26 protein-coding genes are annotated in these 21,891 nt (G+C 61.8%); 17 read left to right on the plus strand and 9 right to left on the minus strand.

What is annotated here, in order from left to right; genetic code table 11:
• Positions 1–8: 8 nt before the first annotated feature.
• The 5 genes from ureC to GJ699_RS01840 are packed head-to-tail and all read left to right on the plus strand — an operon-like array spanning position 9 to position 4,090.
• Entirely contained in the window at positions 9–1,709 is a 1,701-nt protein-coding gene (ureC, locus tag GJ699_RS01820) for an urease subunit alpha (RefSeq protein WP_154372524.1), read from the plus strand.
• Positions 1,710–1,711: 2 nt separating this feature from the next.
• Positions 1,712–2,221, plus strand: a complete 510-nt coding sequence (gene ureE, locus GJ699_RS01825; protein ID WP_154372526.1) for an urease accessory protein UreE — start codon at positions 1,712–1,714, stop codon at positions 2,219–2,221.
• Positions 2,222–2,902 (plus strand): urease accessory protein UreF, encoded by a 681-nt coding sequence (locus GJ699_RS01830; RefSeq protein WP_154372528.1) that lies wholly within the window; start codon positions 2,222–2,224, stop codon positions 2,900–2,902.
• 12 nt (positions 2,903–2,914) lie between these two features.
• A complete protein-coding gene (gene ureG, locus GJ699_RS01835; RefSeq protein WP_154372530.1) occupies positions 2,915–3,529 on the plus strand; it encodes an urease accessory protein UreG in 615 nt (204 codons plus the stop codon).
• 12 nt (positions 3,530–3,541) lie between these two features.
• Entirely contained in the window at positions 3,542–4,090 is a 549-nt protein-coding gene (locus GJ699_RS01840) for a HupE/UreJ family protein (RefSeq protein WP_154372532.1), read from the plus strand.
• Between the two features lie 3 nt (positions 4,091–4,093).
• Here the strand turns inward: GJ699_RS01840 and GJ699_RS01845 are convergent, their stop codons facing one another.
• The gene (locus GJ699_RS01845) at positions 4,094–4,711 is read right to left on the minus strand and encodes a 1-acyl-sn-glycerol-3-phosphate acyltransferase (RefSeq protein ID WP_154372534.1); all 618 of its coding nucleotides are present in this window, start codon (positions 4,709–4,711) and stop codon (positions 4,094–4,096) included.
• Between the two features lie 142 nt (positions 4,712–4,853).
• On the opposite strand from GJ699_RS01845, the gene GJ699_RS01850 reads away from it, so the two are divergent.
• The 7 genes from GJ699_RS01850 to GJ699_RS01880 all read left to right on the plus strand — a co-directional run bounded on the left by GJ699_RS01850 (position 4,854) and on the right by GJ699_RS01880 (position 10,991).
• On the plus strand, positions 4,854–6,230 hold the full coding sequence (locus GJ699_RS01850; protein ID WP_154372536.1) for a sigma-54 dependent transcriptional regulator: 1,377 nt from the start codon (positions 4,854–4,856) through the stop codon (positions 6,228–6,230).
• 188 nt (positions 6,231–6,418) lie between these two features.
• A complete protein-coding gene (locus tag GJ699_RS01855) occupies positions 6,419–7,396 on the plus strand; it encodes a hypothetical protein (RefSeq protein WP_154372538.1) in 978 nt (325 codons plus the stop codon).
• 56 nt (positions 7,397–7,452) lie between these two features.
• The gene (locus GJ699_RS01860) at positions 7,453–7,809 is read left to right on the plus strand and encodes a hypothetical protein (RefSeq protein ID WP_154372540.1); all 357 of its coding nucleotides are present in this window, start codon (positions 7,453–7,455) and stop codon (positions 7,807–7,809) included.
• Positions 7,806–8,471, plus strand: a complete 666-nt coding sequence (locus GJ699_RS01865) for a C39 family peptidase (RefSeq protein WP_154372542.1) — start codon at positions 7,806–7,808, stop codon at positions 8,469–8,471. The genes GJ699_RS01860 and GJ699_RS01865 overlap by 4 nt, the downstream gene beginning before the upstream one ends.
• Positions 8,472–8,485: 14 nt before the next feature.
• Positions 8,486–8,899, plus strand: coding sequence for a hypothetical protein (locus tag GJ699_RS01870; RefSeq protein ID WP_154372543.1), 414 nt, complete (start codon positions 8,486–8,488; stop codon positions 8,897–8,899).
• 10 nt (positions 8,900–8,909) lie between these two features.
• The gene (locus GJ699_RS01875; RefSeq protein WP_371867426.1) at positions 8,910–9,968 is read left to right on the plus strand and encodes an acetate kinase; all 1,059 of its coding nucleotides are present in this window, start codon (positions 8,910–8,912) and stop codon (positions 9,966–9,968) included.
• Between the two features lie 69 nt (positions 9,969–10,037).
• Entirely contained in the window at positions 10,038–10,991 is a 954-nt protein-coding gene (locus GJ699_RS01880) for an MBL fold metallo-hydrolase (RefSeq protein WP_154372546.1), read from the plus strand.
• A gap of 4 nt (positions 10,992–10,995) precedes the next feature.
• Here GJ699_RS01880 and GJ699_RS01885 read toward each other — a convergent pair whose 3' ends face one another.
• Both GJ699_RS01885 and GJ699_RS01890 read right to left on the minus strand, forming a co-directional pair.
• Complete coding sequence (locus tag GJ699_RS01885) at positions 10,996–12,051, minus strand: alkene reductase (RefSeq protein WP_154372548.1); 1,056 nt, start codon at positions 12,049–12,051, stop codon at positions 10,996–10,998.
• A 12-nt stretch (positions 12,052–12,063) separates the two neighbouring features.
• A complete protein-coding gene (locus tag GJ699_RS01890) occupies positions 12,064–12,354 on the minus strand; it encodes an ArsR/SmtB family transcription factor (protein WP_154372550.1) in 291 nt (96 codons plus the stop codon).
• Positions 12,355–12,480: 126 nt separating this feature from the next.
• Here GJ699_RS01890 and GJ699_RS01895 point away from each other — a divergent pair, with 126 nt between their 5' ends.
• On the plus strand, positions 12,481–13,524 hold the full coding sequence (locus tag GJ699_RS01895) for a hypothetical protein (protein ID WP_154372551.1): 1,044 nt from the start codon (positions 12,481–12,483) through the stop codon (positions 13,522–13,524).
• Positions 13,525–13,527: 3 nt separating this feature from the next.
• Here GJ699_RS01895 and GJ699_RS01900 read toward each other — a convergent pair whose 3' ends face one another.
• Complete coding sequence (locus GJ699_RS01900) at positions 13,528–13,725, minus strand: hypothetical protein (RefSeq protein ID WP_154372553.1); 198 nt, start codon at positions 13,723–13,725, stop codon at positions 13,528–13,530.
• A 2-nt stretch (positions 13,726–13,727) separates the two neighbouring features.
• Positions 13,728–14,087 (minus strand): DUF1304 domain-containing protein, encoded by a 360-nt coding sequence (locus tag GJ699_RS01905; RefSeq protein ID WP_154372555.1) that lies wholly within the window; start codon positions 14,085–14,087, stop codon positions 13,728–13,730.
• Between the two features lie 97 nt (positions 14,088–14,184).
• Between GJ699_RS01905 and sugE the strand changes: the two genes are divergently transcribed.
• Positions 14,185–14,502 carry a quaternary ammonium compound efflux SMR transporter SugE gene (gene sugE / locus GJ699_RS01910; RefSeq protein ID WP_154372557.1) on the plus strand — a complete coding sequence of 106 codons (318 nt, stop codon included), beginning with the start codon at positions 14,185–14,187 and terminating at the stop codon, positions 14,500–14,502.
• On the opposite strand, the gene GJ699_RS01915 is transcribed toward sugE, so the two are convergent.
• From GJ699_RS01915 to GJ699_RS01925, 3 genes are all read right to left on the minus strand, one after another.
• Positions 14,499–15,440, minus strand: coding sequence for a M14 family metallopeptidase (locus GJ699_RS01915; RefSeq protein WP_154372558.1), 942 nt, complete (start codon positions 15,438–15,440; stop codon positions 14,499–14,501). The genes sugE and GJ699_RS01915 overlap by 4 nt on opposite strands.
• A 68-nt stretch (positions 15,441–15,508) precedes the next feature.
• Positions 15,509–15,877, minus strand: a complete 369-nt coding sequence (locus GJ699_RS01920) for a DP-EP family protein (protein WP_154372560.1) — start codon at positions 15,875–15,877, stop codon at positions 15,509–15,511.
• A gap of 4 nt (positions 15,878–15,881) precedes the next feature.
• Entirely contained in the window at positions 15,882–19,145 is a 3,264-nt protein-coding gene (locus GJ699_RS01925; protein ID WP_371867427.1) for an nSTAND1 domain-containing NTPase, read from the minus strand.
• A 184-nt stretch (positions 19,146–19,329) separates the two neighbouring features.
• Here GJ699_RS01925 and GJ699_RS01930 point away from each other — a divergent pair, with 184 nt between their 5' ends.
• From GJ699_RS01930 to GJ699_RS01940, 3 genes are read left to right on the plus strand one after another with little or no spacing between them, the layout of a single operon-like run.
• A complete protein-coding gene (locus GJ699_RS01930) occupies positions 19,330–19,944 on the plus strand; it encodes a glycoside hydrolase domain-containing protein (RefSeq protein ID WP_154372564.1) in 615 nt (204 codons plus the stop codon).
• 2 nt (positions 19,945–19,946) lie between these two features.
• On the plus strand, positions 19,947–20,234 hold the full coding sequence (locus GJ699_RS01935) for a hypothetical protein (protein ID WP_154372566.1): 288 nt from the start codon (positions 19,947–19,949) through the stop codon (positions 20,232–20,234).
• Between the two features lie 13 nt (positions 20,235–20,247).
• Positions 20,248–21,408, plus strand: a complete 1,161-nt coding sequence (locus GJ699_RS01940) for an acyltransferase family protein (RefSeq protein ID WP_154372568.1) — start codon at positions 20,248–20,250, stop codon at positions 21,406–21,408.
• Here the strand turns inward: GJ699_RS01940 and GJ699_RS01945 are convergent.
• Positions 21,353–21,817: a hypothetical protein gene (locus GJ699_RS01945; RefSeq protein WP_154372570.1), complete on the minus strand. Its 465-nt coding sequence runs from the start codon at positions 21,815–21,817 to the stop codon at positions 21,353–21,355. The two genes, GJ699_RS01940 and GJ699_RS01945, sit on opposite strands and share 56 nt — an antisense overlap.
• Between the last annotated feature and the right edge of the window lie 74 nt (positions 21,818–21,891).

Consider the following 21,891-nt stretch of genomic DNA (forward strand, 5'->3'; position numbering starts at 1 on the left):
AGGCTCTCATGGCTACAATCTCGCGCCGCGCCTACGCGGAGATGTTCGGTCCCACCACCGGTGACCGCATCCGTCTGGCGGACACCGAACTGTTTATCGAAATCGAGAAGGACTACGCCACCTACGGCGAGGAAGTGAAATTCGGCGGCGGCAAAGTGATCCGCGACGGCATGGGCCAGTCGCAGCGCGTGGCCGCCGATGTGATGGATACGGTGATCACCAATGCGGTGATCATCGACCATTGGGGCATCGTCAAGGCCGACATCGGCCTGAAGAACGGTGTCATCGCCGGCATCGGCAAGGCCGGCAACCCCGACATCCAGCCGAATGTGACGATGGCGATCGGCGGTGCGACCGAGATCATCGCGGGCGAGGGCATGATCGTCACCGCCGGCGGCGTAGACACGCACATCCACTTCATCTGCCCGCAGCAGATCGAGGAGGCGCTGATGAGCGGCGTCACCACCATGATCGGCGGCGGCACCGGTCCATCGGCCGGCACCTCGGCCACCACTTGCACGCCGGGACCGTGGCATTTGCACGCGATGCTGCAGGCGGCTGATGCGTTCCCGATGAATCTGGGCTTTCTCGGCAAGGGCAATGTCAGCCTGCCAGCGCCGCTGGAGGAACAGGTCCGCGCTGGCGCGATTGGTTTGAAGCTGCACGAGGACTGGGGCAGCACCCCGGCCGCGATCGACAACTGCCTGTGGGTGGCCGACAGCATGGACATCCAGGTCGCGATCCACAGCGACACACTGAACGAGGGCGGCTATCTGGCCGACACGCTGGCGGCGTTCAAGGACCGCACCATCCACACCTTCCACACCGAGGGCGCGGGCGGCGGCCATGCGCCGGACATCATCGCGGCGGTGGGTGAATCGAATGTGCTGCCGTCGTCGACCAATCCGACCCGGCCCTACACGGTCAACACGCTGGACGAGCATCTGGACATGCTGATGGTATGCCATCACCTGGATGCCGCGATTACCGAGGACGTGGCGTTTGCCGAATCGCGCATCCGCCGCGAGACCATCGCCGCCGAGGATATCCTGCACGATATCGGCGCGGTGTCGATGATGTCGTCGGACTCGCAGGCCATGGGCCGCGTGGGCGAGGTGATCATGCGCACCTGGCAAACCGCGCACAAGATGAAGGTGCAGCGTGGGCCGCTGCCGCAGGATTCGTCGCGCAATGATAACTTCCGCGTCAAGCGTTACATCGCCAAGTACACCATCAACCCGGCCATCACGCACGGCATTTCGCATGCGGTGGGTTCGATCGAGGTCGGCAAGATCGCCGATCTGGTGCTGTGGAAGCCGGCCTTCTTTGGCGTCAAGCCGCAGACCATACTGAAAGGCGGCATGATCGCGGCGGCGCTGATGGGTGACCCGAACGCGTCGATTCCGACGCCGCAGCCGGTGCATTACCGGCCGATGTTCGGCAGCTTTGGCGGCGGCTTGAAAAAGTCCTTCACCTTTGTGTCGCAGGCGGCGTACGACGCTGGCATCGGCGACATGCTGAAGTTGAACAAAACGCTGATCGTGGCCAAGGGCATGCGCTCGCTGCGCAAGTCGGACATGATCCACAACGGTCTGGCGCCGAAGATGGACGTCAATCCCGAAACCTATGAAGTGCGCGCCGATGGCGAGCTGCTGGTGTGCGAACCCGCCGCCGTGCTGCCGATGGCGCAGCGCTATTTCCTGTTCTGATTATGCTGACTTTACATACCAAAATTCCGCACGCCGACAGCGTAGCCGCGCAGTTGGTGCTGCCATATGAACTGCGCGAGAAGTGCCGCCTGCGCGCGGCGCTGGACACCGGCGAAGAGGTGGCGGTGTTCACCGTGCGCGGCACCGTGCTGCGTGACGGCGACCTGCTGACCGGTGAAGACAAGCGCGTGATCCGCGTGGTGGCCGCGCCGGAACCGACCTACAAAGTCACCTGCGCTGATGCGCATGCACTGCTGCGCTGTGCTTTCCATCTGGGGAATCGTCACACCCAGGCGCAGGTGGGCGATGGCTTCCTGCGCATCCGCGCCGACGCGGTGCTGAAGGAGATGCTGACCGGCCTCGGTGCGACGGTGGTGGAAGAGTTGTCGGCGTTCGAGCCGGAATCCGGCGCTTACGGCGGCGGCCACGGGCATCACCACGACCACGGCGCCGGCCCGCTGGCGCCGATTCCGCTGCGCCAAAAGATCCACCGCCCGAGCGACCCGAAATAAATGCAGGCCGCCGCGCTCCTCAATTTGCTGCAGTTCGCCAGCCCCGCGCTGCCGATCGGCGCCTACAGCTATTCGCAAGGGCTGGAAGCCGCATTGGAGGCGGGCACTGTGCGCAACGCCGACACCGCGCGCGCCTGGATCGTGCGCCATCTGCACGAAGTGGTGGCGCAATGGGAAGCGCCTATCGCCTGGCGCCTGATGCAAGCCTGGTCGTGCCGCGACTGGAATGCCGTCAGCGAATGGAGCGAAAAATTCATCGCCTCGCGCGACAGCGCCGAATTCCGCGCCGAGACCATCCAGATGGGCTACTCGCTCACCAAGCTGGTGGCCGAACTAGGCATCACCGATGCCGAGATGCTGGCCCACCTGCAAGCCGAACCCGAAGTCGCACTGCCCACCGCATTCGCCTGCGCCGTCGCCGCACTGGGCATCCCGCACGACGCCGCGCTGCTGGCCATGCTGTTCGCCTGGGCCGAAAACCAGGTACTGGTCTGCGTCAAATCCGTGCCACTGGGGCAGGTGGCCGGCCAGCGCATGCTGCTGTCGCTGCGTGAAGAAATCGAAGCCGCCGCGCGCCACGCGCAAACCGTCAGCGATGACGACATGTGCAACTGGGCGCCCGGCCTGTCGCTGCTGTCGATGCAGCACGAAGTCCAATACAGCCGTTTATACCGATCATAAAGAGACTACATCATGACTACATCCAATCCACTCCGCGTCGGCATCGGCGGCCCTGTCGGTTCCGGCAAGACCGCGCTGTGCGAAATGCTGTGCAAGGGCATGCGCGACCATTACGACATGGCCGTCATCACCAACGACATCTACACCAAAGAGGACATGGAAATCCTGCTGCGCGCCGACGCGCTGCCGGCCGAACGCCTGATGGGCGTGGAAACCGGCGGCTGCCCGCACACCGCGATTCGTGAGGACGCCTCGATCAACCTCGAAGCCATCGCCCGCATGCAGGCCGACTTCCCGGACCTGGACCTGATCCTGGTCGAATCCGGCGGCGACAACCTGGCAGCCACCTTCAGCCCCGAGCTGTCCGACCTGACCATCTACGTGATCGACGTCGCCGGCGGCGAGAAAATCCCGCGCAAGGGTGGCCCCGGCATCACGCGCTCGGATCTGCTGATCATCAACAAGACCGACCTGGCGCCGCACGTCGGCGCCAACCTGGACATCATGGCGCGCGACGCCAAACAGCAGCGCGGCAGCCGGCCGTTCATCTTCACCAACCTGCGCAGCGGCGAGGGCGTGGAGCAGGTCATCAGCTACATCCGCGAACAAGGCTTACTGGATCAATAAAAGGGAGAGAACATGAAAAAGATCATCGTCACGCTGGCGCTGAGCGCCGCCAGCACCGCCGCCTTCGCCCACACCGGCGAGGGCGCGCACACGCACGGCTTCCTGTCCGGCTTTGCGCATCCGTTCACCGGCCTCGATCACCTGCTGGCCATGGTGTCGGTGGGCGCGTGGAGCGTGCGCCAGCAGAACGCCAAATGGCTGCCGGCTACCTTCATCGGCGCGCTGATGGCCGGCATGGCCGCCGGTGCCGCCGGCTACGCCGCGCCGGGACTCGAAACCGGCATCGCGCTGACGGTCGCGTTGATGGGGGTGTTGATCGCCATGGCCGCGCGTCTGCCGGCCGCGCTGGCCGCTACCATGGTGGGTGCGTTCGCACTGTTGCACGGGAATGCGCACGGACTGGAACTGCCGCAGGCGTCCAGCGCGCTCGGCCTGCTCGCGGCCAGTGCGGTGCTGGTGTATGGTGGGAGTTTGCTGGGCCGCGTCAGCCCGGCGCTGGCGCTCAAGCTGTCGGGCGCGGCGATTGCCGCCACCGGCGTGGCGCTGGTGGCGACCGCGTAAAACTTAGCGACGCTCGTCGGCGCGGCGCTCCTGCAGCACAATGGGCGCCTGGTTTTTCGGGAAGCGGCCGCGATGGCCTTCGTACACGGCGCGGATCGCGGCCAGGTCGGCTTCCTGGTCGCCGCTCAGGTGCAGATGGTCGACCACGCCCAGCGTCTTGTTCGGGTAATCGATGTAGACCAGGCACAGCGGCACCTTGGCCTCCAGCGCCAGATGATAGAAACCGCTCTTCCAGTTGGGGCGGTAGCTGCGCGTGGCTTCCGGCGTGATCGCCAGCCAGTACCAGTCGGCCGCGTTCATGCGTTCGGCCTGGGAGCGGATCATGCCTTGCGGCGCACTGCGGTCGACCGGCTCGCCGCCGAGCGAGCGGAACCAGCCGCCCAGCGGCGACTTGAACAGCGAATCCTTGGCCAGCCAGCGGAACGGCAGGTTCAACGCCCATTTGCCGAACAGGCCGACAATGAAGTCCCAGTTCGAGGTGTGCGGGTACACCACCACGATGCCGCGTGGGCCGGGCAGGGGGCGGTACAGCATGCGCCAGCCGAACAGGTTCAGCACGCGCAGCGAAGTCCGTTGGCGCCAACTCGGCAGCGCGGTCGGCTTCAATTCAAAATCAGTCATCTCACTACATCCCGTGGTTTTATATTTTGTGCACTGTTGACAAGCTGGTATGGAGCTGGTCAAAAAAGCTGCGCGCATTCTATATTGGGCTCGACAGTGGGGCAAGCCTTGAACTTTTCATATCATTTCCCGTCCAACCGGGATGACGACCAAATCGATACTCTGTGTGGGCACCGGCTCGCCTGGCCTGCCGGCCGACTGGGAGGTGGTTCGCGCGGCGACGCTGGCCGACGCGCGCCGTCATTTAACTAGCACGCCGTGCGCGGTCGGGCTGTTGCTGGTGCAGCCGGAGGATAGTTGCGACAGTCTGCATGCGCTGCTGCGCGAGCATGGCGCGCGGCACGGGACGCGCTGGATTGCCGTGCTGCCGCCGGCCGCGCTGGCGCAGCCGGCCTGGCGCCAACTGGTGCATGAGCTGTGCGACGACTATCACACCTGGCCGCTCGACCATCAGCGCTTGCGCCACGCGCTGGGCCACGCGCTCGGCATGGCCGCGCTGTGTGGCGATGACGATGCGTCGCCGCGCGCCACCGGCGCCAAGCAAGCGGCCGGGGTTGGCGACGACGCCATGCTGACCGGCACCAGCGTCGCCATCACGCGCTTGCGGCGGCAGATCGCCAAAGTGGCCAAGGCCAGCGCGCCGGTGCTGATCTGGGGCGAGAGCGGCAGCGGCAAGGAACTGGCGGCGCAGGCGGTGCACGCCCATTCGCCACGCCGCAAGGGACCGTTCGTGCCGATCAACTGCGGCGCGATTCCGGCGCAACTGATTCAGTCCGAATTATTCGGTCACGAGCGCGGCGCTTTCACCGGCGCCGCGCGCGACAAGCGCGGCCTGATCGAAACCGCGCAGGGCGGCTCCATCTTCCTTGACGAAATCGGCGATCTGCCGATGGAGCTGCAAGCCAATCTGCTGCGCTTCCTGCAGGAGAAAACCATTTACCGGGTCGGCGGCACGCGCAGTATCACGGTGGATGCGCGCGTCATCGCCGCTTCGCACGTCAACCTGGCGCAGGCGGTGCAACGCGGCGCCTTCCGCGAAGACTTGTATTACCGCCTCAACGTGCTGGCGCTGGACGTGCCGCCACTGCGCGAGCGGCGCGACGACCTGATGCCCTTGGCCGCACATTTTTTCCACACCTTCGCCAGCGAGCGCGCGCCGCGCGTGCGCGGCTTCAGCAGCACCGCCGCGCAGGCGATCCGCGCCCATCACTGGCCGGGTAATGTGCGCGAGCTGATTAACCGGGTGCGGCGCGCCATGGTGATGGCTGAAGGGCGGTTGATCCTGCCGGCCGACCTCGGATTGCAGGCCGCCGCCGCACCGGCGCCGCTGGCGCTGGACGACGCCCGCATCCGCGCCGAGCGCGACGCCATCGACGCCAGCCTGCTGCGCGCCGGCCGCAACATCACGCTGGCGGCGCGCGATCTGGGCGTCTCGCGCATGACGCTCTATCGTCTGCTGGCCAAGCATGGCATGGCAGCCCCATCGCGCGCCAGTTACACCGACGGCCAGAGTGAATGAACCGCCGCGCTGTCTCAACGCTGTGACGTAGTGCCGCTTGCCGCCGCAGCCAGTTAGCCTCCGCGCAGCCACAAGTCCTTGCGGATCAAGGGTTTGCGGCGACTGGCACCAAGCTTGCGGAAGAAGTGAGACCGGGGACTTGCGCTCCGGCTCCACCCTTCGTCAATCCGTAACACTCAGGAGTTAACATGAAAAAAGTTTTGATCGGCACGCTCATCGCGCTGGCCTTTGGTGCGCAGGCTTATGCGCAGACCGCAGTGACGCAATCCGGCGCCGGCGTCAGCGCCAACGATGCCTCCAGCGCGACAGCGGACAGCAGCACCAGAAACCGCAACAACAATAACAACAGCATCGGCGACGCCAGCGCCAGTGCGCTGGCGGGCGTGGCAGCGAACAACGGCGGCACGGCGAGCTCCACTTTCAGCAATTCCTTCAACACCACCTCGGCCACCGCCACCAGCACGCTGAACGGCACGGTGGGCGGCAACACCACCGGCTACATCGGCAACTACGCTGACAACAGCGGCGGCAGCACTGGCGGCGCGGCGACTGGCGGCAGCGGCGGCGGCGCCAGTGGCGGCAATGCGCGGGGCCGGGGTGGCAGCGGCGCGGAGGCATATGGCGGCAACGGCGGTGCCGGCGGGTCTGGCGGCGGATCGTCCAACGGCAGCGCTTATAACGGCTCGCCGTATGTCGGCTCCAGCAGCGGCGGCAGCGGCGGCGCGGGCGGGGCAAGCGGTGATGCCACCGGCTCGAATGGGACCGATGGCGGCACCGGCGCCGGCACGTCGGGCACGGCCGGAGCCGGAGGTGCCGGTGCGACGGGCACGGGCGGCACCGCCACCAATGGCGATCCGACCAATGGTAGCGCGACGGCGGGTGCCGGCGCGGCGGGTGGCGCGGGCGGTGGCGGCAGCACCGGTGGCGCGGGCGGTTCGTCCGGCACCAACACCGGCGGCGCGGCCACTGGCGGCGCGGGCGGCACCGCAACCGGTGGCGCCGGTGGTGAGGTCGGCGTCAACGCCGGCGTGTTCAATATGTCCAACACCATGACCAGCGTCGGCCAGTCGGCGGCCGGCATCATGGTGGCGTCGCAGAACAGCGGCATCGCATCGCTGGTGCAGCAAAGCGTCAATGTGCAGTCCAACCTGACGCTGGGCCATTGAGCCTGACGGGCGGGATGCCTGGCATCCCGCCTTGTGCGTGCCTGAGGAGATTTTGTATGCCTACTTCCTATTTCTACGCGATGGTGCTGTTGCTGGCCGTCTGCGGTGGTGCCAGCGCGGCGCCGCCGCTGCCGGATGTGATTATCAAGGTGGCCGATCCGGCCGGCTTCGACAGCGCACCGGTGGCGCCGGAGCGGCTGGCGACGCTGCACGCCGGAGCCGACACCGTCAGTAACGAGCTGCGCGTGAACGGCGCGGTGACGGCGAATTCGGCGTCCAACGTCAGCAGCGGCGCCAACACCATCAGCAGCGGCGCGTTCAGCAACGCATCCGGTCTGCCGGTGGCGATTCAGAATTCCGGTTCCAATGTGCTGATACAGAACGCCACCATCATCAACATCCACATGCAATGAAAATCCTGATTCCCTTGATGCTGGCGCTGAACGCCAGCGCGGCCGATCTGCCGGCGCCCAACGGCGGCGGCAGTTTTTCGGTGCCGGTCACCAGCCTGCAGGCGGCGCGCTTTCGCTCCACCATACGGCAGCAGTACGATTTCAGCTGCGGTTCGGCGGCAGTGGCCACGCTGCTGACCTGGCACTATCGTACGCCGGTCAGCGAAGCGGAGGTCTTCAACGCCATGTATGCCCTCGGCGACCAGCAGAAGATACAGCGCGAAGGCTTTTCGCTGCTGGACATGAAGCGCTACCTGGCGCAGCACGGCTTCATCGCCGACGGCTATTTTCAGCCGCTGCACAAGCTGGCGCAGGCCGGTTATCCGGCCATTGTGCGCATCGTGGAGAACGGCTATCTGCACTTTGTTGTCATCAAGGGCGTCGATGACGAACGCGTGCTGCTGGGCGATCCTGCCGGCGGCACCCGCGCGCTGCGGCGCGACGCGTTCGAAGCCATGTGGCCGGACAAGCTGCTGTTCGTGATCCATAACTGGCCGGGGCAGCCGCAATTCAATCTGCAGGCCGACTGGAGCACCGCGCCGCGCGCGCCGCTGGGCGAGGCGATCAACCGTTCCAGCCTGACCGATATCACCCTGTCTAAAAACGGCAGCGGCAACTTCTAAAAGGAGGCGCTGCCATGCGCAAAATAGTATGCAGCGTGCTGCTGGCGGCCAGCGTGGTCGCGGCCCATGCCGATCCCACCGATGACTGGAGCGCCGTCGACGACAGCCAGCTGGAGCAGGCGCGCGGCGGTTTTGATCTGGGCAACGGCATGCTGGTCTCGCTAGGTGTCGAACGTTTGGTTTCGATCAATGACACTGTTGTATCGCATTCCCGTTTTTCCATCCCCGATGTGACACAGTTGAGCGATGCCCAGGCACGCCTGGCCAGCGACGCGCTGGCAGGTGTGCTGGTACAGAACAGTCTCAACGACCAGGCTATTCGCAGCCAGACCACGATCGATACCACGGTCGCCAATCTGCAACTGCTGAAGGCCGTTAACTTTGAAAGCGGCCTGCGCGACGCCCTGCGTGGCGCGGTCAGCAAATAGGGGAGAGCGCATGCAAGCAACCATACTCATGGCCGCAGCGATGATGGCCAGCGGCGCCGTCATGGCCGAACCGGACACGCCGGTCGGCAACGCACCGCCGCAGGACAGCCGGCCGCCGGCGGTGGCGCCATTGTTTGAACAACCCGGCGTGCTGACGCCGCGCGGAAAATTCGTGCTGGAGCCGGCGCTGCAATTCGGCTACTCGTCCAGCAACCGCGTGGTGCTGGTCGGCTACACCATCATCCCGGCGCTGCTGATCGGACTGGTGGACGTGCGCGAAGTCAAGCGCAACACCAGCACCGCCACGCTGAGCGGCCGCTACGGCTTGAGCAACCGCACCGAGCTGGAAATCAAGCTGCCGTATGTGTACCGGTCCGACTCCACCGTCAGCCGCGAAGTGTTCACCGGTACCGGCGTCGACCGCGTGTTCGACACCAGCGGGCGCGGCATCGGCGACGTCGAGCTGGCGCTGCGTCATCAGTTGAACGAAGGCGGCAACGATCGTCCCTACTACGTGGCCGGGCTGCGTTTCAAATCGCGCACCGGCACCGATCCGTTTGAAGTGGTGACCGACTGCACACAACGCTGCGTGGGGCCGGACGCCACCGGCACCGGCCTGCCGCTGGAACTGCCCACCGGCTCTGGCTTCTACGCCTTGCAGCCCAGCCTGACCTGGCTGTATCCCAGCGACCCGGCCATCCTGTTCGGCAGCGTCAGCTACCTGTACAACTTCAAGCGCAACAACGTCAACCGGCGCGTGCTGAATGGCGAGCAGGAGCCGCTGGGACGAATCGAGCCCGGCGGCGTATTCGGCTTCAACTTCGGCATCGGCCTGGCGCTGAACGACAAGGCGCTGCTCAGCCTGGGCTACGACCACAGCTCGATCGCCCGCACCCGGCAAAACGGCGCGCCGGTGGCCGGCTCGGTGCGCACCCAGTTGGGCACGCTGCTGATGGGCTTTTCCTACCGCATCAGCCCGCAGCGCACGGTCAACCTCTCGGTCGGCGCCGGGCTGACGCGCGATACGCCGGACGTGCAGCTGTCGTTGCGGCTGCCGATGACGTTCTGATCGGAAGAACACAAATCATGTATTTGTTGTATTGTAGTGGTCCTGACAATTCTCACAACAAGGGGAGCCATGACCACGAGTACTCTGAAACCCTGGGCCGTCATCGCCACGTTGCTGGTGGCCGCTTCCGCGCAGGCGGGCGCGCCCATGGCCCGCTTCCAGGCGCCGGGGTTTTACCGCACCACGCTGGGCGACTTTGAAGTCACCGTGCTGAACGACGGCACGCTGGACCTGCCGGTCGACAAGCTGCTCAAGCAGCCGGCCGACAAGACCAATGCGGCGTTGGCCAAGTCCTTCCTCAAAAGTCCGGTGCAAACCTCGGTCAATGGCTTCTTGATTAACACCGGTAGCAAGCTGGTGCTGATCGACACTGGCGCCGCCAGCCTGTTCGGCCCAACGCTGGGCCAGCTGCTGGCCAATCTAAAAGCGTCCGGCTACAAGCCGGAGCAGGTGGACGAAATCTACATCAGCCATATGCATGGCGATCATGTCGGCGGGCTGGCGTCCAACGACCAGCGCGTGTTCCCCAACGCCATCGTCCGCGCCGGCAAGCTGGATGCGGATTACTATCTGAACCCAAGTAATCTGGACAAGGCATCGGGCGAGGCCAAGGATAATTTCCAGGGGCCGCAGGTGTCGATCGGACCGTACGTCAAGGCCGGCAAGTTCCAGCCGATTATCGCCAACACCGAGCTGGTGCCGGGGATTAAATCGTACTTCAATGGCGGGCATACGCCGGGCCACATCACCTACGTGGTGGAGAGCAAGGGACAAAAGCTGGTGCTGCTGGGCGACCTGCTGCATGTGCAGTCGGTGCAGTTTGAAGATCCGGGTGTTGGCATCGCGTTTGACAGCGATAGCAAGGTGGCGATTGCCGAGCGCAAGGAAGCGTTCGCGGCGGCCGCCAAAGAGGGTTATCTGATCGGCGCGCCGCACCTGTCATTCCCGGCGCTGGGCCATGTGCGCGCCAACGGCAAGGGCGGCTACGTGTTCGTTCCGATTAACTACACGCAGCCGCGCTGATCGATTACGCCAGGGCTGGGTAATCGGTATAGCCTTCTTCGGTGGCGCCGTAGAAGGTTTCAGCTTTCCATGGATTGAGCGGGGCGTCGGCTTTCAGGCGCTCCACCAGATCCGGATTGGCGATGTAATCCTTGCCGAAAGCGATGGCGTCGGCATTGCCGCTATCCAGCACGCTCTGCGCGACTACCTTGTCCATCTTCTCATTGGCGATAAACACGCCGCCGAATTCCTTCTTGATCAGCGGGCCCAGGCTATCGTCGCCCACCGCTTCACGCGCCGCGATGAAAGCGATTTTGCGCTTGCCCAGCTCGCGCGCCACATAGCCGAAGGTTTCGGCCGGATTGGCATCGCCCATATCGTGCGAATCGCGACGTGGCGCCAGGTGCATGCCGACGCGGTCCGGACCCCAGACAGCGATCGCCGCATCGGTCACTTCCAGCATCAAACGGGCGCGGTTTTCGACTGGGCCGCCGTACTGGTCGGTACGCAGATTGGTTTTACTTTGCAGGAACTGGTCCAGCAGATAGCCGTTGGCGCCGTGGATCTGCACGCCGTCGAAGCCGGCTTTCTTGGCGTTTTCAGCCGCCTTCTTGTAAGCCGCCACGATGCCAGCCAGCTCCTCGATCGCCAGCGCGCGCGGCACTGGATACGGACGCTGCGGACGCAGCAGGCTGACATGGCCTTCGGCGGCGATCGCGCTTGGCGCCACCGGCGGTTCGCCGTTCAGGAAGCTCGGGTCCGAAATGCGGCCCACGTGCCACAGCTGGGCGAAGATCACACCACCCTTGGCGTGCACGGCGGCGGTGACCTGCTTCCAGCCTTCCACCTGCTCATCGGACCACAGGCCCGGCGTGTCGGCATAGCCGACGCCGTGCGGCGTGACGGCGGTGGCTTCGCTCAGGATCAGGCCGGCGGTGGCGCGTTGCTCATAGTACTTGGCCATCAGCGCGTTCGGCACACGGCCGCCGCCAATGGCGCGGGCGCGGGTCAGCGGCGCCATGACGACGCGGTTTTTCAGCGTGATATCGCCGATGGTAATGGAATCGAACAGAGTAGGCATGGTAATGGTTCCCTATAGTTGCATTTGGTCGATGAAAGCCTGGATCACAGCTTCATCACGTTTGAAATAGCTCCATTGGCCGACGCGTTGCGACGTGATCAGCCCGGCCTTGACCAGCACGGCCAGGTGGGCAGACATGGTCGATTGCGACAGCCCGGCACGCTTGTCGATCATGCCGGCGCAGACTCCCAGGCTCAGCGGATGCTGCTGCTCCGAGAAGTACACGTTCGGCTCCTTCAGCCAGGCCAGAATCTGGCGTCGCATCGGGTTCGCAAGGGCTTTGTGGATAGCGTCTATGTCCATGGTGGGCTATATGTATCGTGTTCTTCCGATTTCAATATCGGAATTCTACGATATAAATAAAAAGCGTGCTGGAGGCCGGAAAATCCTTTATGTTATGGGAACATTGTTCAAAACTTATTGCGGTCTATGACGAGTCATTACGCGGATGTGCTGATCGGGCTGTCCTACACCTTTCTGGCGGTAAGCCTGCTGTGCGCGGCCACGCGCGAAGCCATCGCCTCGCTGTTCCAGACCCGCGCCAAAGTGCTGCTGGACGGCGTGCTGACCTTGCTGCACGAGCCGGACCATAAATCGCGGCTGCGCGGCATCTTGCCGTCGCTGAGCCGACTGCTACGGCGGCACGGCGGCTTCGGGCTGGACAAGCTGGGCTCAGCGTCGCTGACGGCCGAGGTGATGCGGCATCCGCTGATTACCGGGATGGCGCAGCGCGGGCGCATGCCGTCCTACATCCCGTCGCAGATCTTCGCGCGCGCGTTCGTGTCGACGCTGACGGCCAAGTACGGCAAGGGCAAGACTGCGGCCATGCTGCTGGAACAGGTCGGTAATGAAGGGTTGACGCGCACGCTGCTGGCCATCATGGGCGAGGGGCCGGATGACGTGGCCGCGCTGGAAGCGGCGGTGCGGATCTGGTACGACACCGTGATGGAACGCATCAGCGGCTGGTACAAGCGGCGCTCGCAATTCGTGCTGTTCCTGGTCGGGCTGTTTTACGCGGTGGCGATGAACATCGACGCGCTGCAACTGTCGCAGCGGCTGTGGAAGGATGACGCGCTGCGCGATAGCATGGTGGAGAAGGCCGAACAGATACGCGCCGCCGGCTTGCCGCCGCCGCTTGTCCAGCCTCCCGATGCCGTCGCGTCCGGCGCGTCCAGTGCACTGGCGCAGGCCGCCGTAGCGCAAGCGAAAGCGAAAGACGTGCAGCAACTGCCAATCGGCTGGCCCTCATCACGTTTTGATGGCGTAGATGGCGCATGGCCATTCGTGATAGCGCTGGCGATGGCGCTGGTAGGCTGGGTCGCAACCGCTTTTGCCGCCTCACTCGGCTCGCCATTCTGGTTCGACGGCATCGGCTGGCTGCTGGCACTGCGCGGCACCGGCGCCAAGCCAGCCTCGGAAACAGCGGCAGCGCCGCCGTCAGTGACGATTACGCTGCCGAGTTTGCGTAAGTAAACGCTACTTGGTGCGCTGCGCGCACTGCGACGATTGAATCGCCCGCTCGGTGATATTGTCGATGCTTTTGATCGCATCCGGCGCGCAGCCGGCCTCGTCGACCACATGCGATTGCGGCTTGCGCGTCATCTCCTTATAGCCGGTGAACACCAGCGCGGCGGCCGCGCAGCTCATCAGTATCCAGTTAATCTTGGTTTGCATGGTCAGGCGGCGAAGTGCAGAGCGAGGCCGATCACGGCTGGCAGAGTTTGAATCAGCAGGATGCTGCGCTTGACGGTCACGCCGCCCCACACACCAGCCACCGCCACACAGGCCAGACCGAACACGGTAAACGCCGAAGCGATCGCCGGGTCCGGATGCACAAAGCCGACCACCAGCGCGGCCACCAGAAAGCCGTTATAGCAACCCTGATTCGACATGGCGGGGCGCACAATCTCCGCCTTCTCCTTGCTGAGGCCGAAGACGCGGCGGCCACGCGAATTGAACAATACTGTTTCCAGCAAGACGATGTAGACGTGTACCAGCGCCACCAGTGCGGCGACGATCTGTGCTGCCAAATGCATGTGTGCTCCCGATTGTTATAAGAGTTGAACGAGCATTATGACCCGAGCAAGGGCGCGGCGGCTAGAGCCCTGGCACCAATTTTTGGTATAGTGCCGCATGACCTGGATTATCCTCATCTTGGCCGGCCTGCTCGAAGTGGTGTGGGCGGTGGGCCTCAAATATACCGAAGGCTTTAGCAAACTGATCCCCTCCGTGCTGACCCTGGCCGCCATGGCCGGCAGTGTCGGCATGCTTGGTTTAGCGCTGCGCACGCTCCCGCTGGGTACCGCCTATGCGATCTGGACTGGCATTGGCACCGTGGGAACCGTCATCTATGGGATTGTCGTGCTAGGCGAACCGGCCAGCATCATGCGGCTGACCTGCATCGCCATGATCGTCGGCGGCATCATCGGCCTGAAGGTCTCTACCGTTTAAAACGACGGGTTGGGGCGGGTGAGGTAATACCACTCGCTGTTGGCGCCGGCCTCGCTATCGGGAAACAGGATACGGCCGTCAAATTCCGCCAACACGGGCGTGCCATCCGCGCGGCGACCGATTTCCTCGCCTTGCCGAACCGGATCGAAGCTCGACCAGTTGCGGCTGAACTTGTCGTCCGCATGCTGCTTGTCGTACACCGCGACCATGCTCAGCGCCTCCATGTCTTCCGGCGCCACGGGCTCCGGCTCAGGCGCATCAATCATGCCGAGGAACGCCAGCGTATTCAGAATCGCGCGATACGCCACCTCCGGCGCTTGCGGATCATTGTGCTGCCCGCACTCCAGCGTCAGCGCATAGCCGCCGACAGAGCGCATATATTCTGTGGTGCCCATGCCGTAGCGCAGCACCTTCTGCAATTCATCGCTGCCGCCCATGCGACGCTGGACACCATCGCCATAAGTCCGCAGCCAGCCATCGACAAACCGCCGCACACCAAGCCGACGCGCCAGCGCGCGCTCCTGCTCCTCATGCTTAAACGGCTCCAACGGCCCATCATTATTCCGTGGCCCGACCATCACAAACGGCTCGCTGGCCGCATTAAACGAATGCAGATCGAGCAGCACATCATGCTGCGCCAACAGCGGGCACAGCCAATTCGCCACCCGATCCTCAAAATCCTTCGGCTCAGCTTTCGGGAATAAATCCCGATTCAAATTCCGCTCCCCAGCCCGCTCGCCTTTGGCATAGGCGAGCGGATTGGTGACTGGAACAAACGTCACACCACCACGTCGTATCACTAACACACCATCATCCAACTCCTGCATCACTTGCAGAATCGCCCTAGTTCCGCAGGTCTCGTTACCATGCACAGCTCCTGTGACAATTAAACGGGCCCCGTAGTTTTGGCTGTTGTATTGAATGGACTTGAATTGCATTATGGTTAGCAGGATATGTCGGTATTCTTAAGGTGAGTGTAAGCCGGTTGTCACTAAATAACTTTCTCCTAGCTTTGAGGGTCGTTTTGAATTTGCGGATCATGCGAAAATTCGACACCATCTTTATCTTTAAAATTCAAGATGATGTTAAAAGTAATGCTTTTCGTATTTGCATCAGTGAAGGTCAGTTGTTTTCCGCTGATACTAACACTTGCTGGACTCAGTTGATCATTGTCTGCTGGAACGACAGTCACGCCCGTAAAGACAATATCAAAACCTGATGTGTCATAGATTTGGTAATTAATGACAGTGTCAGGCTGCGTTACGTAAGGGATTGCCGGAGCGGTTTGGACAGTATATTGAGTACCAGGCTTTGTGCCCGGCTTTACTTGAACTAATACATTCAAAAACTGTGTCGATGCAGTCAGTTTGCTCATGGCTTCACTTTCTTTGGTGGGTTGAAATATATTTAAGGTAATTTTTTTCTTTGTATTCTATTTTATTTATTTTTATTATAATTTCGTTTGCGTGTTCGAAATCATTTAATCCTATATATGCTTTTGCCAGAGGAACCAATATTTGAAAATCTTTACTATTTTTACTAAATGGACTGAGAGTGGTGAGCACTGTTTTGTAAATCTCTTGAGCGGCTGCTGGATTTTGCTGTGCAAGTTCTATTTCTGCATTTAAAAGCAAACAATCAAGTACATTGCTACGTAGGACTCGATCAGTGGGGGCGGCTGAGTAAACGGTTTGCAATTCCGCCAAGGCAGGCTTCAATGTTAAAGCTGCATCAAAATTCTTCCCATTATGTAGCTGCAGAGTGGCCTTGCGTTGGATCGCAACCGCGACCAGCATTCTCAAATTCAACTTTTTCGGTTCAAGGTTGCTCAGCTCAGCTAAATTTGCATGTAATTTTTCAATGTCAACCATAGCTTGAGCAGGAGTCACGTTCTTCTCATTGAGGTCTAAAATTTTTAAATCAGTGATATAGAGATCACGTTGCCAAGCCCGATTGCTTGGATCTCGCGATACTAAGCTAGATAGTAGGCCATGTGCTGTATTCAGGCTGCTGGCGGCTGCAGATAGATCACCAAGGGCCTGTTTTGCTTCGGCTTGATGTATAAAAGCCGCAGCTAAAGGTTTTAACCAAAGGTTATCAGCAGGATTTTCGTTATGCAGTTTTTCTAATAAACGTAATTCTTGCTCCGATAGTGCCTCAGCTTCCCTTAAATATCCTAACTGCATCTTGGTACTGGCTAACCACGATAGTGTATCGCCTAAATTTGCGGTAAGTCGTTTGTCATTGGGATTCTTTTTATGTGCGAGCGCCTTTAATTCAACGGAAAGCTCAAATTCTTTAGATGCACGTTCTACATCACTACGTTGAAGGGCTAAAGTTCCTAAAGTATTGTGCGCGAAGGATTGTTCAATCCAACCTTCTGCGTCTGTGGGGTTTGCTGCAGCTAGTCGATCGCTCAATACTCGGTATTCGTCAAAATACTGTTGTGCTTTTTCCCATTCTTTGCGATCAAAATGGATTTGTCCTAGCCAAAACGCATTTTCACCCGCACTTTTTAACAGCGTGGTGTCAACGGGCTTGGCTTGCAGTTGTTGATGCAAAATGTTGCGACCAGCTAATAATGCAGTATTGGCACCTATTGAATCGGCTCGAGCTATTTTTACTTCAGAAATTAGTTGTAGAGACTTTGCTCGTTGAGCAAGTGCTTCGTCGTTTCCATCAGCTTTACTTTTATCAGAAAGATAAAGTAGAGCCCTATTGCTTACGCTATCGAGCAAATCTAACTTGCCTAGAGGGCGCAGTTTTTCGACGAATTCTCCTAGCATGTATGTCATGAGACTTTCGGCATCTGCACGATTTTGTTCTGCTTGAGATTGGGCTGAGCGGGCGGCGAGGCCCAAGCCCCCTGCTAACATAGCAAGGCAGGTGACAACGATCATCACGCCCATCCGAACGCGTTCATTACGGCGCACGCTTTGGAGCGAGGCTTGGATGAAGTTTTGTTCTTGCGTGGTGAAGCTCAGGGCGCCGTGCTGGAGCAGTTCGCGAGCCTGATTGGTCTGTGTGCCCGATGGCAGCAGCATGTCGCGCTTGCGGCCGCTTTCTTGCCAGCGGTTGGCTTGGGCGCTGATGCGGCTGCGGATTTGTAGCGCCTGGCGGTGCTCTTCAACCCACGCGACCACGCGCGGCCAGCGCCGCAACAGGGCTTCGTGGGCGATGCCGAAGTAGGGCGCGCCGCCTTGCAGGTCGCTGACGAACAGGTGGGCGTCCACCAGAGCTTGCACCAGTTTGTTTTCGGCTTCGTTGCGCAGGGCCGACCACGGCACGCGGCGCGAGCTGACGGTGGATTCGTCTTCGGCCACCAGAACCAGCTGCGACAGCACATGGGGCAGGGCGGCGATCTGTTCTGGCTTGAGGGCGGTGATGACTTGTTCAGCGCGTGCGCCGATCGCGCCTTCGAGGCCGCCCATGGCGTGGAAGGCGGCGTGCGTCAGTTCACCATCGGCGGTGCGCTGGCGGTACAGCTCTTGCAGGCAGTATTGCAGCAGCGGCAGGCTGTCGGGGCCGGAGCGGGCGGCCTGGCACAGTACTTCGTCCAGTCCTTCGCCTTGCTCGTCCACCGTGTAGCGCAGTTGTGCGACTTGTGCCGGGTGGCGCACGATCTGGGCGATGTCGGCGCTGCCGGGCGGCGTCAAATCGTAGTGGCCGCCGCTCAGCTTCAGGCTCATCAGCGCCGGGTAGGACGCCAGATGCGGGTAGAAGTCGTTGCGGCACGCCAGCACCAGTTGCATGCTGCCCGAGCGCGCCAACTGGTCCAGCACGTTGATGAACACGGCGCGTTCGACGTCGCTGATGTGCGGTAGCCGGAACACGGCTTCAAAGCGGTCGATGAACAGCAGCAGGCGGATGGTTGGCAGCTGTTTCTGCAGTTGCTCGATCAGGCCCGGCAAGTCGTTGGTCAAGCGCTGCGCCAGGGCGGCGGCGCTGGTGTTTTCAAACAGCAGTCGGTCGTCAATCTCGGCGTCCAGCAGCACGCTAGCCAGCGTTTCCAGCAGCCCGGACTGGCCCATGTCTGCGCAATCGAGCTGGACGTGGGCGCTGATGGCGATGCCGGACTCGGCCGGCGCGGCGCCGCTTTTCAGCGCCGGGATCAGCCCAGCCTGCACCAACGAGGTCTTGCCGGCGCCGGACGGGCCGAGCACCAGCACCATCGCGCACGCGGCCTGGGCTTGCGCCACCACCACTTGCACCAGCTGGTCGACGCTGAGTTTGCGGCCGAAGAAGATGGCGGCGTGTTGTTCTTCAAATGCTTCCAGCCCACGGAACGGCGAGGCGTGCAACCAGCTGCCCTGGCTGACTTCGTCGTCGTAGCTGAGCTCGGCCAGCAGCCGGTAGCCGCGCTTGCGGATGGTTTCGATGTACTTGGGTTCGGTCGCGGAATCGTCCAGCGCGCGCCGCAGTTGGGTGATGATTTTGTGGATGGCGTTGTCGCTGGGCGAGACTTCGCCCCAGCAGGCGTCGAGCAGGGTTTCGGCCGATACCACCACGTGCGGATGGCGGCTTAGATACAACAGCACGTCCATGGCGCGTGGTTCCAGCTGGCGGTTTAGCACCCCACAGCTGAGCGTGTTGGTGGCGGGATCAACCCGCCACTGGCCAAAACGGAAACTCTTCTGATTCACATCCAACCTTCTGTGCGTTCTCAATAACCATCGCAGAATCAAGCACTTGCAGTCTTCGGAAGGTTTCCGGAAGGCCGATTCACCAAGGGTTAGTTACAGTCGTTACAGATAAATACTAACATTATCTTGAGAGAAATAGTTAAAGATTTACATCGCTTTAGTTTCACAAACCCCAGGAGTCTCCATGACTGTTTTGATCGGCGTGAAAGCACCGTTTGAACTGACGCAGTACGCAATAGCTATAAAACAACAGGGGATCGATTTTGCGATTCGTTATTACACGCACCAGTCGGGCAAGAGCCTGTCGTTGGCCGAGGCGCGTGCGCTGACCGACGCCGGCATCCAGCTCGGCGCGTTGTGGGAACCGGCCGATGCGCACCTCAGTTACTTCAGCCGCGCGCAGGGTTGTGCCGATGGCGCCGCCGCTTATCTGATGGCGCAGACCGTGATCGGTCAGCCGTCCGGCTCGGCCATTTATTTCGCGGCGCCGGATGTGGCCGAGATCGACGGCGCCGCCGACCATTATTTCGAAGGCATCAACCAGGCGTTCGCGGCAGCCGGCCCGGCCGAGCGGCACTATAAGGTGGGGGTGTACGGTTCCAGTGCTTGCTGCGCGCAGATGCTGGAGCGCGGTCTGGCCACGGTCGCCTGGCTGGAGGGCGAGGATAGCAACGAGGCTGATTTCGGCCTGAAGCAGATGCACGCGTCCACGCTGCCGGTGGATGATGGCCGACGCATCAGCGTGGGCATGGTGTGTCATCGTCCGGAGCGCCCGGCCGGCTTTTTCCGGGTGCTGTAACGATGAATATTTGCTTTACGGAGACCCCATCGCGCAAGACTGTCAAACCGGCCAAGACGGTTTTTCTTAACAATACTGGACAGGATCTGATCTTCAAATTTGTGACGGCGCCGGATCTGGTGCTGAGTGCGTACACCATCAGCAACGGCGTCAGCGCGGCCATCGACCGCATCCAGTTGGGCAAAAAGGAATTCTTTTCCTGCCATAGCCAGAACGTGGCGATACCCAGCGATTGCACGGCGGTGCTGAGTCTGACCAACAGCGTGCTGACGATGGCTATATCATCCTGATAAGATACGGCCGATGAATTCCACCACCATCGGCCGCAATCCCGGCCTCGACACCCTGCGCGCATTGGCCATCGTGCTGGTGTTTGCCAACCATTACATGATCTTCGTCAGCGGCGCGCCCACTTTTGGCTGGGTTAGCGAGATAGGCTGGGCTGGCGTCGACCTGTTCTTTGCCCTCAGTGGTTATTTGATCGGCAACCAGATTCTGGCCGGCATCCGCAAGCAGCAAGCGGGCACGGCGCGCTTTTCGCTGGCGCGGTTTTATGCGCGTCGGCTGCTGCGGACGCTGCCCAATTTCTACTTCGTGCTGGCGCTGTATGCCTTGTGGCCGGCCATGCGCGGCAGCAGCGAATTGCCGCCGCTGTGGAAGTTCCTGACCTTCACCCAGAATATCAATCTGATGCCGGGGACGGCGTTTTCGCATGCGTGGTCGTTGTGCGTGGAGGAGCAGTTTTATTTCCTGCTGCCGGCCAGCGCGTTGTTGATCGCCACGCTGCGCAAGTCACTGCTGTGGGCTTGGGTGGCGGCGGTGGGCGCGGTGTTGGGCGGCATGCTGCTGCGCAGCCAGCTGTGGCCGGGGGAGTATGGCAACGGGCATTATTACACGGTGATTTATTACGCTTCGTGGTGTCGCTTCGATGAGCTGATTTTTGGCGTGGCGCTGGCGTTGCTGAGGAATTATCACGCTGCGGCGTGGACGCGTATCACTTCGTATGGCAACTGGACGCTGGTGGCCGGCGTGGTCCTGCTGACGCTGACCTGGCGCGCGCTGCTGGACGATCATTATGGTTACACGATGACGGTCTATGGCTATCCGCTGCTGGGGCTGAGCTACAGTCTGCTGCTGATCGCGGCGCTCAGTCCCGGTTCGCTGTTGCAGCGTTGGCGCGTGCCGGGCGCGGCCAGCATCGCGCTGTGGTCCTATGCGATTTACCTGACGCACAAGCAGCTGTGCGTGCTGCTGCGCGCGCCGCTCGCGGAGCAGGGCTGGGAGGCGGAAAGCTGGCAGGCGCTGCTCATCATGAGTGCGGCCAGTGCGCTGGCCGGCTGGCTGCTGTACCGGCTGGTCGAGACGCCGTTCATGAAGCTGCGTGACCGCTATGTGGCGTCGAACTACGCTAGTTCATCTCAATCACATCAAACGGCGACTGGGTTGAGCCCAGAAAGGCCATGACCGCGCGAGCGCGGTCGCCGATGTCGTAACCGCGCGTGTTGGCGATGACGGTGCGCAGGCCGGGGATGACTTCGGTGATGTGCGGACTGTCGTAAGCCTCGACCAGCAGCGCGGCCAGCTCGGTGGCGCGGCCGCGGTTGACGCGCATGCGTTCTTCCAGCACCGCCAACAAAGTGCGCTGCATGCGCGGCGTGGGATTGACGATGCGGCCAAACACCAGCGGCGTGTTGGCGATAGCATCGCACAAGCGCTGCTCGATCTGCTCCGGCTTGACGTCGGAAGCGATGTCGAAAGAGGCGCCATCCCAACGAGTGTGTTCGTACGGGTGGCCGGGCGGGAAGGAATCGGCCGTTTCGAAGCCGAGCAGGTGGCTAAGGCGGCGCAGCCATGTCATCAGAATATCAATCATGATGCTATTTTAGCGTGCGGCTGGACATTCAGTCTTCGCCAGGCCGTAGTGCGATGGCTCAATGCGCGGACTCG

Origin of the sequence: Duganella guangzhouensis, assembly GCF_009674535.1 — a bacterium.
Classification (GTDB): domain Bacteria; phylum Pseudomonadota; class Gammaproteobacteria; order Burkholderiales; family Burkholderiaceae_D; genus Rugamonas; species Rugamonas guangzhouensis.